This is a genomic window from Desulfocicer niacini (assembly GCF_054657595.1).
Window position 1 is genome coordinate 47,193 of sequence record NZ_BAAHYK010000018.1, and the last position, 16,322, is coordinate 63,514.

The 16,322-nt window shown below is 46.0% G+C and carries 13 protein-coding genes; all 13 read left to right on the forward strand.

All coding sequences use genetic code 11. The features are described 5' to 3' along the window. The first annotated feature begins 478 nt into the window (after nucleotides 1-478). The 13 genes from ACYQ2M_RS11395 (at nucleotide 479) to ACYQ2M_RS11455 (ending at nucleotide 16,204) form a co-directional block, all read left to right on the forward strand. The gene (locus ACYQ2M_RS11395) at nucleotides 479-1,357 is read left to right on the forward strand and encodes a 3-hydroxyacyl-CoA dehydrogenase family protein (RefSeq protein ID WP_459916467.1); all 879 of its coding nucleotides are present in this window, start codon (nucleotides 479-481) and stop codon (nucleotides 1,355-1,357) included. After that, nucleotides 1,358-3,145 carry an acyl-CoA dehydrogenase gene (locus ACYQ2M_RS11400; protein WP_459916468.1) on the forward strand — a complete coding sequence of 596 codons (1,788 nt, stop codon included), beginning with the start codon at nucleotides 1,358-1,360 and terminating at the stop codon, nucleotides 3,143-3,145. A gap of 17 nt (nucleotides 3,146-3,162) precedes the next feature. Continuing rightward, entirely contained in the window at nucleotides 3,163-4,416 is a 1,254-nt protein-coding gene (locus tag ACYQ2M_RS11405; RefSeq protein ID WP_459916469.1) for an acetyl-CoA C-acyltransferase, read from the forward strand. Between the two features lie 192 nt (nucleotides 4,417-4,608). Next, nucleotides 4,609-5,799: a thiolase family protein gene (locus ACYQ2M_RS11410; protein WP_459916470.1), complete on the forward strand. Its 1,191-nt coding sequence runs from the start codon at nucleotides 4,609-4,611 to the stop codon at nucleotides 5,797-5,799. Between the two features lie 359 nt (nucleotides 5,800-6,158). Next, the gene (locus ACYQ2M_RS11415) at nucleotides 6,159-7,313 is read left to right on the forward strand and encodes an acyl-CoA dehydrogenase family protein (protein ID WP_459916471.1); all 1,155 of its coding nucleotides are present in this window, start codon (nucleotides 6,159-6,161) and stop codon (nucleotides 7,311-7,313) included. Nucleotides 7,314-7,371: 58 nt separating this feature from the next. Further along, nucleotides 7,372-8,526, forward strand: coding sequence for an acyl-CoA dehydrogenase family protein (locus tag ACYQ2M_RS11420; RefSeq protein WP_459916472.1), 1,155 nt, complete (start codon nucleotides 7,372-7,374; stop codon nucleotides 8,524-8,526). Between the two features lie 18 nt (nucleotides 8,527-8,544). Further along, nucleotides 8,545-9,318, forward strand: coding sequence for an enoyl-CoA hydratase-related protein (locus ACYQ2M_RS11425; RefSeq protein ID WP_459916473.1), 774 nt, complete (start codon nucleotides 8,545-8,547; stop codon nucleotides 9,316-9,318). A 185-nt stretch (nucleotides 9,319-9,503) separates the two neighbouring features. Further along, on the forward strand, nucleotides 9,504-10,892 hold the full coding sequence (locus ACYQ2M_RS11430; protein WP_459916474.1) for an acetyl-CoA hydrolase/transferase family protein: 1,389 nt from the start codon (nucleotides 9,504-9,506) through the stop codon (nucleotides 10,890-10,892). Between the two features lie 123 nt (nucleotides 10,893-11,015). Beyond that, nucleotides 11,016-12,044 (forward strand): TRAP transporter substrate-binding protein, encoded by a 1,029-nt coding sequence (locus tag ACYQ2M_RS11435; RefSeq protein WP_459916475.1) that lies wholly within the window; start codon nucleotides 11,016-11,018, stop codon nucleotides 12,042-12,044. A gap of 285 nt (nucleotides 12,045-12,329) precedes the next feature. Then, complete coding sequence (locus ACYQ2M_RS11440; RefSeq protein ID WP_459916476.1) at nucleotides 12,330-12,824, forward strand: TRAP transporter small permease subunit; 495 nt, start codon at nucleotides 12,330-12,332, stop codon at nucleotides 12,822-12,824. Between the two features lie 11 nt (nucleotides 12,825-12,835). After that, on the forward strand, nucleotides 12,836-14,137 hold the full coding sequence (locus tag ACYQ2M_RS11445) for a TRAP transporter large permease (protein ID WP_459916477.1): 1,302 nt from the start codon (nucleotides 12,836-12,838) through the stop codon (nucleotides 14,135-14,137). 53 nt (nucleotides 14,138-14,190) lie between these two features. Further along, the gene (locus tag ACYQ2M_RS11450) at nucleotides 14,191-14,958 is read left to right on the forward strand and encodes an enoyl-CoA hydratase-related protein (RefSeq protein ID WP_459916478.1); all 768 of its coding nucleotides are present in this window, start codon (nucleotides 14,191-14,193) and stop codon (nucleotides 14,956-14,958) included. A gap of 31 nt (nucleotides 14,959-14,989) precedes the next feature. Continuing rightward, nucleotides 14,990-16,204: an MFS transporter gene (locus ACYQ2M_RS11455; protein ID WP_459916479.1), complete on the forward strand. Its 1,215-nt coding sequence runs from the start codon at nucleotides 14,990-14,992 to the stop codon at nucleotides 16,202-16,204. Nucleotides 16,205-16,322 lie beyond the last annotated feature (118 nt).

Below are 16,322 nucleotides of genomic sequence, written 5' to 3' on the forward strand. Positions count from 1 at the left end.
TCGTCCGAATGCGTAGATGATTCTATACAAAGGGATCACAAAAATTCCAGATGTTCAGATGCAAAAATAAGTGTCCCTGAGAGTTTGCGCAATATTTTTGTAAGATTTCGATATAATTTAATATTTAACTTGTTTGGGTTCTCAAGATATCTGTTGGAAGCGTTTTTTTATCTATTGTGAGTTCAGTTGGCAGAGTAGTTGCTATCTGTATTAAGTTAAAAAAACCGGCCAACAAAAACGGGCGCATTCCCATTTTTCCGGTTTGATCACAATAAGGTTTATTTGTCATAGTTGGTGAGGCCAACGGGGTCAGGTTTGTATGATTTTGATTTGGTCAAGGCCCTGTGTTTCAAGTCAAATTAAACAAAAGCGCCAATAGCGCAAGGCTGACCCCTCCCTGATTAATCGTCGAACCGGGAAAATGGGACTGCGCCCCCAAAAACTTGAACCTTGGGTTAAATAAAATCAGGAGAATAATATGACTATCCATAAGATTATGGTGGTGGGATCAGGATTGATGGGAAGTGGCATCGCACAGGTCTGCGCCCAGGCAGGTATCCAGGTGATCCTGAATGATGTTTCCCCGGAGGCATTGGACAGAGCAAAGAAAAGTATCGCATGGTCCGTGGGGAAATTTGTTGAAAAGGGAAAGGTTTCCGAGGACAAAGAAACCATCATGAACCGGATTCAAACCACAGGCGATTATGAGATGGGCGCAGATGCGGATCTGGCCATTGAAGTGGTGTTTGAAAACATCGAAATCAAACATGAAATTTTTAAAAAATTTGATGCCGTCTGCCATGCCGATACCATCATTGCCAGCAATACGTCTGCCATCCCCATAAGTGAGCTTGCCGCCGTAACCGGTCGTCCGGAAAAAGTCCTTGGCATACATTTTTTCAGCCCGGTTCCCATGATGCCGGCAGTGGAGGTTATCAAAGGCATTGAAACCTCGGATGAAACGGCCGAGATGGGCAGGGCCTTTGCGTTGAAAATAGGCAAGGAGCCCATCATGGTCAATCGTGATATCGCTGGGTTTGTCATAAATCGCATTAATTTCCCTTCCACCATTGAAGCCATTAAGCTGGTGGAACGGGGCATCGCAAGCTGCGAAGACATTGACAAGGGATTGCGCCTGGGATCCGGACGAAAAATGGGAATTTTTGAGACCGGAGACATGGTCGGTCTTGATGTAACCTATGGTGCCATGATGGCGGTTTACAAAGAGACGGGAGACAGTCGATTTTATCCTCCCTTACTGCTCAGAAGAAAGGTAAAGGCCGGACATCTGGGACGTAAGACAGGTAAGGGGTGGTATGAATATAATGAAGACGGGACACGGAAGGGATCAAAATAGATGGGACATTATAAAGTTAATCAGAAAGATATCTTTTTTATTTTAAAAGAACAATTGAACTATGGGCAACTTTGCGAGCTTGATAAATACAGCGATCTTAATGAGAAAACCCTGGATCTCCTGGTTTCCGAAGCATTTAGTTTTGCCAAGGGTGTCCTGGATCCCCTCAACGAAATAGGCGAAAAATGGGGGGTTAAATTTGAGAAAGGTAAGGTAACTTGTCCCCCTGAATTTAAAAAGGCATTTAAGCAATATGGTGCCGACGGCTGGACCGCCGCTGCCAGGGACGTTAAATACGGGGGACAGGGCTTTCCCACCATGATGCGTGTGGTCATAAACGATCTTATGTATGGTGCCTGTCAATCCTTTAACATGGCACCCAGCCTCACCCATGGGGCAGCCCATCTCATTGAGTCCTTTGGGACAGAGGAATTAAAAGAGCTTTATGTCCCCAAAATGTTTAATGGTACATGGTCCGGCACCATGTGTCTTACGGAAGCAGATGCCGGTTCCAATCTTGCAGCCACCGGTACCACAGCCACGCGTGAGGGAGATCATTTCAAACTTGTGGGCACAAAGATTTTTATTTCCTGGGGAGACCATGACCTCACCGATAATATCATTCATCTCGTACTGGCAAGAATCGAAGGTGCCCCCCAGGGTGTGAAGGGCATCAGCCTTTTTGTGGTCCCCAAATTCAGGCTCAACGATGACGGAACTCCCGGCGAATTTAATGATGTTACCTGCGGCAATGTGGAGAAAAAGCTGGGGCTTCATGCGTCCCCCACGGCAGTGCTGAATTTCGGCAGCAACAATGATTGCATCGGTTATCTGTGCGGGAAAGAAAATAACGGTCTTGCCCACATGTTTCAGATGATGAATGCCGCTAGAATAAACACCGGTGTCAGCGGAATGACCTTGGGCAGCACCGCTTACAGAAATGCCCTGGAATATACAAAAAGTCGTGTTCAGGGCAGGGATATTGCCGGCAGGAAAAAAGGGGATGTTTTCATCATTGATCATCCCGATATTAGGCGGAATCTGTTGTGGATGAAGGCCTGTGTGGATGGTATGCGCTCCATGATTTATACGGCGGCGATGCGGGCGGATTTGGCCGCAGAACTGCCGGAAGGTGAAGAAAAAGAGCACCATATGAATCTGGTGGATTTTTTTACGCCCATCATTAAAGCCCATTGCTCAGACATGGGATTTCGCGTATGCGAAACCGCCATTCAATGTCTGGGAGGATATGGCTTCTGCAAGGATTTTCCCCTGGAACAATATTTAAGGGATGCCAAAATCATGTCTCTGTATGAGGGGACAAACGGTATTCAGTCCATGGATCTTCTGGGACGAAAAATGACCCATAAAAATGGTGCTGCTTTTAAAGCCTTTCAAAATGAGATTAAACGGTTTTGCGATAAAAACAGAGAACATCCCGAGCTGGGAGATAAGGTAAGGGCCCTTGAAGGGGTTGCAAATAGTCTGTGGGAAACCGCCGGAGAACTTCAAAAAAGAAAAGAAAGCGACCCCCTGCAGTGGGCATCTTATACCTATCCTGCCCTCACCGCATTTGCGGATATTGCCATGACCTGGGTGCTGCTGGATATGGCCCTCATCGCTTATCCCTACACAGAAAAGAAAGGCAAAAAGAACGATTTTTACAGGGGGAAAGTGCTCCAGGCTACCTATTATGTGGACATAACCCTTCCGCATACCTTGGCCACCCTTGAGATCTGTCAGCGTAACAGCAGGGAAATCGTCGTGGTACAGGACAATGCCTTCTAAGTAAAAGGATACGGGATATGAAAGAAGCAGTCATTATCAGTGCCGTTCGAACCCCGGTGGGCAGGTATATGGGGGCGCTTAAATCCGTAGAAGCCTATGATCTTGCATCCCTGGTACTTGGGGAAGCTGTGAGAAAAATTAATCTTGACCCTGGACAGGTGGATGAGGTCATCATGGGCCAATCTTATCAAAATGGTGAATATGTTAATATCGCCAGGATGGCGCTTTTAAAGGCGGGTTGGCCGGAAAAGATCCCCGGAGTTACCCTGGACCGTCGATGCTGTACCGGGCTGGATGTGGTTCGTTTTGCCGCATCTTTGATTCGATCAGACGAGGCGGAAATCGTAGTGGCAGGCGGTGTTGAAAGCATGAGTAACGCGGAATTTTATCTTCCCGGCAGCATGAAATGGGGCATTGGTGGTAAAAAAGGTATGCCCAGGGGACATGGCGACCTGTCCATGTGGGGCCTGCCCTTTTATGATCGTATCCAGAGGGCCAGAGTCATGTCCCAGCCCGAAGAACGATACGGCATTCTTCCTTCCATGATGTCCTGGGCCGAAACCGGGGCCAAAGAAGAGTCAATTTCCCGACAGGCCTGTGATCAATGGGCCATGGAAAGCCATCAAAAGGCCTGTGCCGCCATGGAAGCCGGTAAGTTTGATGATGAAATGGTGCCGGTCACTGTTCCCCAGCCCAAGGCAGATCCCCTGGTGGTGGACAGGGATGAAAATCCGAGACCCGACACGACCATGGAAAAATTGATGCGATTAAAACCGGTAATGGGCGGTGTCTGTACGGCGGGGAATTCTTCCACGGAAAACGACGGTGCCGCAGCCGTGGTGATCACGTCCGCTGAAAAAGCGGCTGAACTGGGCATTAAACCCTTTGCCACCCTTAAAAGTTGTTCCGTTGCCGGAGAAGATCCCAAACGTGCCTATAAAACCGTTCCGGCGGCTGTGAAAAAAGCCTTGCAAAAAGCAGATGTGACCCTGGACCAGATGGACCTTATTGAAATCCAGGAAGCTTTTGCGGCCCAGGTGCTTGCGGATCTGAAAGAGATGGGTGTGGGGCCGGAACAGTATGGAAAAATCAATGTGAACGGTTCGGGGATTTCTCTGGGACATCCCATTGCCTGCACCGGCACCCGGGTACTTGTCACCCTGCTTCATGAGATGAAAAGACGAAATGCCCGATATGGGCTGGAAACCATATGCGGCGGTGGCGGTCTTGGAATTGCCGCTGTTCTGGAACGAAATGTATTTGACAGTTAGACGCGATGATCCGGTTGAACCTCTGCCTGGGGCTGCGGTCGGGCCTGTGTATGGGCATTATCAATAGTGTTTGGGTGCGTTTATTACTAACGCTTGTGCAATGGGGTCGGCATTGGTTGTCCCCGGCAGGGAATACAACCGGTTCATCGAGTCTGGCGATTTTGTTCGGTAGTCGCCTTAAAGGAGAAAACAATGGCGTTTAAAGAAAGTGATGTTTTGGTTATGGATGCGGTTCGTACAGCCTTCGGTCGAGCGGGTGAAAAAGGGATTTTCTGGAAAACAAGAGCCGAGGATATGTCCGTTGCCGTGCTGCAGGGGCTGATGAAACGAAATCCCAAGGCTTCCCCAAAGATGGTGGAGGATCTTATCTGGGGGGCCACCAATCAGATCGCAGAGCAGGGCGGTACCATTGGAAGAATGATTTCCATGCTGGCGGGCTGGGGATGGGAAGTTCCCGGGTGCTCAGTGGATCGAATGTGCGCAGGGGGACTTACCGCAGTGGGATTCGGTGTTTCTTATATTGCAAGCGGTATGGCCGATTGTGTCGTGGCCGGGGGTGTGGAGCATATGGGGCATTTGCCCATGGGCTACATGCGTGATTCACATCCCGGGGCAGAGGCGGCCATGGGCGGGGCATCAGCCTTTAATATGGGGATGACCGCAGAAAATATCCATGATCTGTGTCCGGAATTAACCAAAGAAATGACCGATGCCTATGCCGTGGCATCCCAGCAGAAAACCCAACAGGCCGTAGCTGCCGGAAAAATGGTGGATATGATCATTCCCATGGATGTGGAGCTGGCCGATGGTACAAAGATTATCGCAGATAAAGATCAACACCCTCGGCCTGAAACCACCATGGAAAGTCTGAAAAAACTTAAGACCCCCTTTCGTGAAAATGGACGCGTCACTGCAGGTAATGCTTCGGGTTTAAATGATGGCGCAGCAGCAGTACTTCTTATGAACGGCAAAAAAGCCAAAGAAGTCGGTATGGCACCCACAATGCGATGGATCTCCACAGCGGTGGCTGGCGTTGATCCCAAGATCATGGGCACGGCTCCGGTGCCAGCCACCTTGAAAGCACTGGACAAGGCCGGTCTTACCATGGACGATATGGATATCATAGAGGTTAATGAAGCCTTTGCCATTCAGGCATTGTACGATCTGGATCGCCTGGGCCTGAAAGCGGATGATCCCCGGGTGAATATCTGGGGGGGAGCCATTGCCTATGGACATCCGCTTGCCTCATCCGGTCCCCGGCTCATTGCATTTATGCAGAGACTTTTCAAAGAAAAACCCACGGCAAAATATGGTCTTACCACCATGTGTGTGGGAAGAGGTCAGGGGTATTCAATGATCTGGGAAAATCTGAACAGACAATAACTGCCACGGGCAGGCCTTATTCTGATCCCGTTCCGTCCACAACAAAGCTTGAAATATTCATAGGATTTGCCGAGTATTTTATATAAACCCACATGTTCTATCGGACACAACGAATATAGAAAATGGTATTATGCCGCCCCCCCGAGGGGTAATGGTCCCGGACCGGAACTGTAGACAGCTCAATTGTCCGGTTCCTATTACCCCACGGGGGGGCTCTGCTGAAGTAAACTTGAAGGCGACCTTTTCATATAAACCCACATGGCTGTAACCACCAGCCATAACGAATAATGAAAAAGTAGTTGCTGCGAATACCCAGCACCCAGTACCTGCTTTTTCATATAAAAAAAAAGAGGACGTTTATGCCAGGGCCGATGCCGGAAGAATTTGAAAAATTCAGATTAAAAATACGTGATTTTGTTGAAAATGAACTGGACCCCATCTCCCTTGAGATTGAACAGCATACGACAATTCCTGAAGGTATGGTTGATCGGATGCGTCAATTGGGGCTTTTTGGTCTTTCCATCCCCGGAGAATATGGCGGATTGGGGCTGAGCACTCTTCAGGAAGTCATCATATACGAAGAGATAACCAGGACCAATGCCTGTCATCGTTCGCGCATCGGTACCAGTAACGGAATTGGGTCCATGGGGATACTTTATGACGGCACAGAGGAACAAAAGCGAAAATACCTGCCGCGTATCGCCTCCGGGGAATGGACCGCCTCCTTTGCACTGACGGAACCCGACGCTGGATCGGATGCCGCCAATATTTCCACCAGCGCTGTCTTAAAAGAGGACCACTGGGTTCTCAATGGTACAAAACAGTTTATCACCAATGCGGATACGGCCCAGGTGTTTACGACCATTGCCGTCACCGATGAAAAAAAGAGGGCCCGGGGCGGCGTCTCCGCATTTATTGTGGAGCAGGGAATGCCGGGATTTTTCGTGGGACCTGCGGATTTAAAGATGGGCTTGAAGGGATCTCATACCCATGAATTGATTTTCAAGGACTGTATCGTCCCCAAAGAGAATGTCATTGGCGGCATGGAAAAAGTGGGGGAAGGGTTTAAAACCGCCATGCGGGTGCTGGACAAAGGACGTTTGTCCATGGGGGCCTGTGCCCTGGGGGCCTCCCAAAAGATGATGGAATTGTGTATGGAGGAAATCCGAAAGAAAATTAAAAAAGGTACTTCCGGAAACAAGCTCCAGGCCGTTAAATTTGATCTGGCGGACATGGGAACGCAAATCTATGCCGCAAGGCAGATGCTCTATCATACGGCATCATTGAGGGACAGTGGTAAGAACGTAACCACAGAAGCGTCCATGGTGAAGGTATTCTGTACTGAAATGGCAAGTCGCGTTGCAGAAAAAGCCATTGATCTTTTTGAGATGGACGGTGCTCTGACCATGAATCAAATGGAAATCTTTTTAAGAGATGTACGTTTGTATAGAATTTATGAAGGTACCAGTGAAATTCAACGGATCATAATTGCAAAAAATCTTTTAAAAAAATAAGCACGATTCCTGGTTGAGATTTTGATGGCATTCCTTATCCCCCCTTAGGAGAACGAAGGTGAAGTTTGAACTCAATAAAGAACAACAACAGATCATAAAAGCAGTTAAAGATTTTGTAAAAGGCGAATTTAAAAAAGAGATTGTCCATGAACTGATCAACAATAAGACCTATCCGGAAAAGATCCTTAAGAAAGCCGCTGAACTGGGTTTTTCAGGTATTGACTTTCCCGAAGCGTACGGCGGCGAAGAATTGGGACTTTTGGAAAAATTGCTGATTGCTGAAGGTTTGACCACCGCTAATTCCACGGTGGGTAGCTGTGTGGCTCTGGCCGGATATGGCGCTGATATATTACTTGCCCATGGCAGTGAGCAACAAAAAAAGACCTGGCTTCCCAAAATCGCCGGGGCAAAAACGATTTCAAGCTGTGCCTTTACCGAAGCGGGCATGGGCAATGACTTTATGGGGTGTAACACCACGGCGGTTAAAGAGGGAGATACCTGGTTGATCAATGGAAGCAAAAGCTTTGCCATCAACGGCGGGCCATTGGCGGGTTTCTACATTGTTCTATGCAAAACAGATCCGGATGTTCAAAGTCCGGCGCAGAGTTTGAGCACCATACTTGTGGAAGCCCATTGTGAAGGGGTGTCAACCGTTGATGTGGGGAATCGATTGGGGAGCAGACTTTTATATTTGAACCATGTTGATTTTAATAATGTTCGCGTCCCGTTGGAAAATCTCATTGGTGGGGAAAACCAGGGGCTTTCTCAGGTTGTTGAATTTTTTAATCATAGTCGCCTGCTTGTGGCTTCTCTGGCGGTGGGTACTGCCCAGGGAGCCTTTGACCGGGCCTTTGAGTACGTAAAACAACGGGAACAATTCGGTCAAAAGCTCATCGATTTCCAGATTACCCGGCATAAGCTTGCAGAAATGATAACGGCCATTGAAATGGCAAGGTTGATGGTTTTTCAGGGTGTTCTGGCCTGTGAAAAAGCCAGGGGTGCTACAAAATTTTGTACCATGGCCAAGCTTGTCGCCACCCAGACGGCCATGAAAATAACGGATCATGCCATCCAGCTTTTGGGCGGATATGGTTATGTTGATGAGTACGAGGTGGAAGGATTTTATAGAGACGCGAAGATGTTTGAAATCCTGGAGGGCAATGGGCATCTGCAAAAGGATGTCATCGCAGATACCCTGACCGGAAAAAAATAAATAGGAGGAGATATCAAAGTGGTTTCATATAATAATCTGACTTACGAACTGAAGGGTCACATTGCCGTTATCACCATTAATCATCCGCCTGCCAATACCTGGAATCTTGCCACCATGGAAGACTTTGAAGACTGTATTGAGAAGGTAAGTACGGACAGGGATGTTCGGGTGATCATTATAACCGGCAGTGGCGAGAAATGTTTTTCTGCAGGGTTTGACGTCAGTGATGCCGCCAATGCGGACATCATCAGCCCCAAGGGACGTGCGTTGTGGCGTAAGATTGATCGGTTGTCAAAGCCCACCATTGCCCTTATCAATGGCCATGCACTGGGCGGTGGGCTGGAACTTGCCATGTCGTGTCATTTCAGAATCATGGTGGACAATCCCAAAACGGTGCTGGGTCTCACAGAGCTAAATCTGGGCATTATTCCGGGATGGGGTGGAACCCAGCGTCTGACCCGTCTTGTGGGGCGATCCCGTGCCCTGGACATGATTCTTTTCAGCAAGCGAATCAATGCCTCCAAGGCACTGGAAATAGGGTTGATTAATCAAAAATCACTTCCGGATTCGCTTATGAAAGATGCCTTTGCTTTTGCAGAAAAACTTGCGGCTCGTCCTCCCATAGCCGTGCAATGCGTTTTGGATGCTTTTTCTGCAGGTCTTTATGAAGGTATTGAAAAGGGCCTGGAAGTTGAGGGGCAGGGCAGTGCCATCGTCAGGGAGACCGAAGATCGAAATGAGGGGTTTAAGGCGTTTATGGAAAAACGCTCTCCTGTATTCAAAGGTCGGTGAGGGTTTGCCTTAAATATTCAGGTGGGTAACGTAAATGTTTGGACAGGTCCCATATTTACGCTTTGCCGGGTTTTATCACAAACAAATAACGGCCATGTCAGGCCACCTGACACAACAAAGCATGAAAGTCTGGGAACCGCTAAACATAAGGACTTTTATATAAAATCCCTTAGGAATGCATAAGAATGAAAAAAAATCGATTAAGTGAATATAAAAATAAGCTGATTTCAGCAAAAGAAGCGGCCGGCATGGTGAAATCGGGGGATCACATTCACCTGGGCGGTTCCGCAAATATCGCTGCCGTGGTGGATAAGTACCTTGCCCAACGCGTGGGGGAACTGGAAGATATTAAGGTCAACAGCTATCTGGATACCATAAAATATAAGATCTGTGAGGCAGATCCCGAGGGAAGCGTTTTTCAGTGGGTCAGCGGTTTTTTACTGGGGCCCGTACGTTCTCTTTCAAAACAAAGAGGAGTGGGGGTTTATACCCCGGAAACATGGCACACCGCCCCCATGGTTTATCGGGAAAAACACCATTTTAAATTTTTCTTTGTTGTCACCTCTCCCATGGATGAAAAAGGATATTTTCATTTTGGTCTGACCAGTGGGCATAACATGGCCATTGCCGATGTCACCGATAAGATAGTGGTCGTTGTAAGGAAAGATATGCCGGTGATTAACGGGGGATACGAAGAGAGCCTTCACATTGATTCCGTGGCTTACATTGTGGAGGATGACGAATTTGAGACCTTTTGTCTGCCTGAAATTCAGTCGAAACCAGAGGATAAGATGATCGCTGAAAATATCTTACAGGCAGGATTAATTCAGGATGGCTCCACCCTTCAGATAGGTATTGGTGGATTACCCAATGCGGTTCTTGATTCCATCGCCTCTTCGGGAATAAAAAATTGTGGGCTGCATACTGAGATGCTCACCTCTAAAATGGTTGATTTGATAGAACATGGGGTGGTCACCAACAGTGAAAAGGTAAAGGATCGTTTCAAGACCGTGTTTACCTTTTGTCTGGGGGATCGAGAACTCTATGATTATGCAGATCATAATTCGGCCTTTGCTATGTATCCCGTGGATTATACCAATCATCCTTTCATCATCGCTCAGCAACCCAGGATGTTTTCCTTGAACAGTGCCATTAATGTGGATTTAACGGGGCAGGTGGCATCGGAACAGATGGTTTTCAATGGAAGGCCTTACCAGATAAGCGGGTCCGGAGGTCAATTGGATTTTGTAATGGGTACGATGATGTCCCAGGATCAGAAGGGAGTCAGTGTCCTTTCTTTGTATTCAACCTACAAGGGGATATCAAGAATCCTTCCTCTTTTGGAAACCGGTTCTAATATAACCGTTCCAAGAACCCTTACCCAATATGTGGCAACAGAATGGGGGGTGGTCAATTTAAGAGGGTTGAGCAACAGCCAGAGAGCTTTGGCGCTTATTTCCATTGCACATCCTGATTTTAGGGAGGATTTGTCCCGAAAGGCCTATGAGATGGGACTTGTTTCTTATGGGCAAAGACAAGGAAGAAATGATGGTGTCATTTTTATTAGGGAATAACCACTGTCTTTTTATGTGAAAGTCCTGGCAAAACGAGGAAGGATTTTCAAGATTCGTTGCAGGCGGACTCATTTTTTAGCTATGGTCTGCCAGTGCTGGTTTATTAGATTAAAGGAGTCTATTATGTATCGAAAATGCTTAAGATGGACCGTACTTTGTGTTGTCTCTATTTCAATGATGTTTCTGGTGACTGGAGTGGCTTTCGCAAAAAAAGAGCTGAAGATTCAGCTGGTGTATCCCCAGACAAGCAGTGTTGCAGCCAATAGCCTGTTTTTTGCTGACAAAGTGAAAGAATTAACAAAGGGAGAACTTTCCATTAAAATATTCTATCCCGGCCAGCTTGTTAAAGCAAAAGAAGGACTCACTGCAATGCAGCGGAACATGATAGATGGTTATATCGGTTCAATGCTTTACTATGCTGGTGTTATTCCTGAAGTGAATGGTGAATGGCTTCCGTTCAGCTGGAAAAATGTTTCTGAAGCCATGGATATTTATTATAATTACGGGTATCTGGATGTTATGCGACGGGCCACTGCCAAACAGGGGTGTTATTATGTGGCACCCATTTCCGTGGCAAAAATGGGTCTGATGACCAATTTTCCCATTAACAGTATGGAAGATTTAAAGGGGAAAAAGATCCGAGCCGTGGGAATGGAAGGAAAAATAGTAAAGGAATTGGGAGGATCATCCGTATCATTGTCCGGTGCGGAACAGTATACTGCACTGCAAAGAGGAGTGGCAGATGGCACGGATTATCCATGGTACACCCTCAGGGATTATAAATTCTATGAAGTTGTTTCCTATGTAAGCTCTCCCACGCTCCATTCTCCGGGAATGGTGGAAATATTATTTAATAATAAGGTGTGGGAAAAATTGTCAGCGGAGGAAAAAGATGCTGTTAACATGGCTGGCTTTCTGACCAGTATTCATTCTGCTAATTTATCGGAAAAGAATGATGCTGAAATCATTGATTTTTGTAAAGAAAATAATGTGACGATCATTGAATTGCCCACAGAAGAGGTGAATAAAATGATAACAGCCCTTAAGCCTGTGTATGAAGATCATTCCAAGGGAAGCGACCTATGTGCGGAGCAGATTGAAATATTAAGAAAATATTTTGCTGAAATGAAAATCAAGCATCCATTGTTTTAAAAAGGACATGTTCTTTTTAGTATCCTTTATTGTTCGAGTTGTCGTTTCCATCTAATATTCAAATTTTTGTTGGTCGATTATGCGAGAACGGGGTCAGGCTTGTGTTATTGGCGTTATCCAGACCAAATTCGGTACAAACCCAAAACTTCATGGATAATGCCAGTAACGCAAGTCTGGCCTCTCCTTGTACTGGTCCCTCATCCATTTTTATAAACATGAACAAATTTTAATAGCGACTACTATAAAAAAATTTGAGGGTTTGCTCATCGAGTCATAGGAAATTAAATGAAAAAAACAATTAAAGTTATGGATTTTATTGTGAGTGCCGGTGGTTATCTTGCGGGTTTCCTTTGTCTGGTGCTTGTGGCGATTGTTGTACTTGGCGTTTTCTCAAGATACATTTTGAAAGCTCCTCTGGATTGGACCATGGAAATTTCTCAATATCTTTTCTGCGGGATTTCTTTACTTGCAACCGGTTATGCATTGCTGGAGGGTGCCCATGTAAGAATTGATCTGGTTCGTATCCGTTTGTCCTTGAAGGTACAAGAGCGTTTGGATTTGGTTCAATATGTAGTTGTTATCTGTCTTTGTATTGTTCTTATCTGGATGGGGGGGCAAGAATTTTGGAACACTTTTGTTAATAATCATCGATCCGAAAGTGTACTGGGGCTTCTTTTGTGGCCGGTATGGTCAAGCATTCCCCTGGGAGGGGTTTTGTTATTGCTTGCAGCCATCTCCGGTATTTGTAAATTTTTCTTTAATATTGAAAAGAATTCATAAAGGACATCGCCATGGACTGGACGGTAACTATTGTCGGCGCTTCATTTTTTATTTTGCTTCTCATCGGGGTTCCTGTGGGTTTTGCTCTTACGGGTGTGGCCATGCTGGGAACGATTTGCTCCTGGGGAGTGGGTGCATTGTATCAGATAGTTAGTACCACCTACAGCGATTCAACCAGTTTTATTCTCATCGCTGTGCCCCTTTTCATATTAATGGCAAATTTTCTGGAGCGTAGTGGATTGGCCGATGATTTGTATCAAATTATTTATATGTGGTCAGGACGTTTAAGGGGAGGACTTGCCATTGGAACCGTTATTATTTGTGCGATTTTCGGGGCCATGTCAGGTGTCGGTTCCGTAGCCACTGTTACAATGGGCTTAATCGCATTGCCTGCCATGTTTAAACGTGGATATGATAAAAGTTTGGTCCTTGGATCAATCATGGCGGGAGGAGCCTTGGGGATTCTAATTCCTCCAAGTATTATTATGATTATATATGCAGGCATTGCCGATGTATCCGTGGGTAAGCTTTTCATGGCCGGTATCATGCCCGGTTTAGTGCTCAGTATTTTATTTATTGGATATATAGCTATTAGATGCCTCCTGAATCCCGAAATGGGACCTTCTGTTCCTGAAAGATATACCTTTGTGGAAAAAATGTTATCATTAAAGGGAATTATCCTTCCGATTCTCCTGGTACTTTTTGTACTGGGAAGTATTTATCAGGGGGTTGCCACACCCACAGAAGCCGCCGGTATAGGTGCTTTCGGTGCGCTTTTATGCATGGTTATATACAAACGTTTTAACCTTGCGAATCTTACTTCGGCGCTTTTGAGTACCGTTAAAGTAAATGCCATGGTCATGTGGATCATCATCGGTGCTGCATGTTTTACACATTATCTGGCATTTATCGGGGTTCAGGAGCTGGTTCAGGAAATGATGTTGAATTTAGGCGTTTCCAGGTGGTGGATATTAATTTTTATCCAATTCCTCTTCTTTTTCTGTGGAATGATTCTGGAACCTGCCGCCATAATCACCCTGCTTGGTCCTATTCTTATTCCCATTGTCAATGCATTGGGATTTGACCTGTTATGGTTTGGCGTTTTATTTGTCATCAACATGACCATGGGATATCTCACGCCTCCATTCGGTTTTAATCTTTTTATATTAAAAGGAGTGGCTCCGCCCCATATTACCATGAACGATCTGTATCGTTCCGTTTTACCCTTTTGTTTACTGCAGGCCATTGGGCTTATCCTCGTTATCGTTTTTCCTGAAATTGCGCTGTGGCTTCCCGGTAAAATGGTGAATTAAAAGGCTCATGTAACGGGTTGATAAAAGTGGCAGAAACATGGGAAATTTATCGAATGATTGAGAACAGGAATATTGATATTGTTATTCAAAATAAGGTGATGAGAATAGGAATTAATCGTCCTGAAAAAAGAAATGCTTTAACGGGCGATATGTATGATGCTATGAGTATGGCATTGAGACGTGCCAAGGACAGTGTCGATGTTAAAACGGTTTTGTTGCATGGTACCAGGGATGCATTTTCTGCAGGTAACGATTTAAAAGAGTTTGATAATCGTAATCCGGATAAACCATCACACGGTGCAATCTTTTTGATGACGCTTCAATCTTTTAAAAAGCCAGTTGTTGCCGCCGTCTCCGGTCTTGCTGTGGGGGTGGGGGTAACCTTACTGCTGCATTGTGATTTGGCCTATGCTGCCTTTGACACCCGTTTTCGTATGCCTTTTGTTAATCTCGGGGTTTGTCCGGAAGCCGGTTCAACCCTTTTGCTGCCCGTAGCTGCCGGATATAAAAAGGCCGCTGAAGCCCTGATGCTGGGTGATTTTTTTGAAACATCAACGGCCATGGAACTGGGGCTCGTCAATGGAGTTGTACCATCACAAGAACTTTTCAATTATGCGGTTGAAAAGGCAGAATATTTGGCCAAACAGCCCCAACGGGCACTTTTGCTGGTAAAGCAACTTTTAAAACAGGACTATGAACAGGCTCTTGCCCAACGAATGACATTGGAATTTACCTGTTTTAGTGAACTATTGCTGACGCCGGAGTCCATTGAGGCCCGGGGTAAATTGCAGAATCGGTCTTCAAAAGCAGAGGATTATTGATTTTGAAATTAGAATGGAGTAGGTTCCACCCATGGTAAAAAAGACTCTTTTCAATTTTGAATTTCTGTCCCTCTGCATGATTACTTTTCTGGCGCTGTGCAATGTGGCGGCTTTTTATAATTTTCATTTATATCTGCAACATCTCGGCTTTTTGGGTAAGCAGTCGGGGTTTTTAATTGGCATCTACTCCCTTACGGCAATGTCCCTTTATTTGTTTGCAAGTAAGCATATCACGATCAATAATGCCATTTTCTGTGTGTTCTCCGGCATTTTGCTGGTGGTCTGTTGCGGGTTCGCTTATCTGTTTGTAGAAAATTTCTGGTTGTTGGCGCTTGTGCGCATTGCCAATGGTGCCGGGGTGTTTTTGGTGATGGCATCGACCATGGTTATGTTGATTGCCATCATTCCGTCCCACAAAATCGGTATGGCTTTCAGCCTCTATTCGGTGGCGCTGTTGTTGCCGTATTCCATTATGCCGGCAGTATCGGAGATGATCCATCCTTATGTGGAGAAGCCCACGTTCGTTTACCTGGGCACAGCACTGTTGCTGCTGCCTGCCATTAAAATTATCTCCAACATCCGTAATCGGATAAGACCCCAGATGTCGGACCCGGATACGGGTGTGGATAAAGCGGGCCAACAGTCTTCATTGGACAACGGCGCAAGAAGGCGGAACCTCATGCGCAAACCTGTGATATCCATCCTCATTGTCAATGCCATCTATTTCACAATTTTTACAGCCCTTTTTTATCTGTTTGAAGGGTTTGCCGTGCAACGGGGAATTCAAAATACGGGATTGTTTTTTAGCACTCAAATGGGCGTTATGATTACCATTCGTCTTGTCGGCGGACGTATTTTTGACACGGTTTCAAAACTTGCCTTGATTATCATCGCGTTGCTGGGTACCGGAGCGGGATTTGGACTACTGCTGCTGGTTCGGGATCCGGCATGGATACTTCCCATTGCAGTTGTCTTTGGAATGGGTATGGGGCTATGCGTTCCCCCCCTCAACTCCTTGATGTACCTTGTGAGTCAACCGCAATACCGTGGATATAATTCTAATATGATGATGCTTTCCATTCATTTCGGCAGTTTTATGGGGCCTTTTGCCGGGGGATGGATCATTGATGCGGGCGGTTACGACAGTTTTTTGACTTGCGCAATTTTTATAACCGTGGGTGCTGCAGTTCTGTTTTTCGTTGTAAATCCTGAAAAAGATGTGCCGTACATTGCAGTTGCCCTTTAAATAATTGTGACGGGTGGCCCATCTTCTGATAATTCCCCCCAATTTTTTTACTGGGACCGCAAAGGATCTTGTCTCTGGCACAAACGTCTGGAAAAGAATAAAATCAGAACTTGCATAT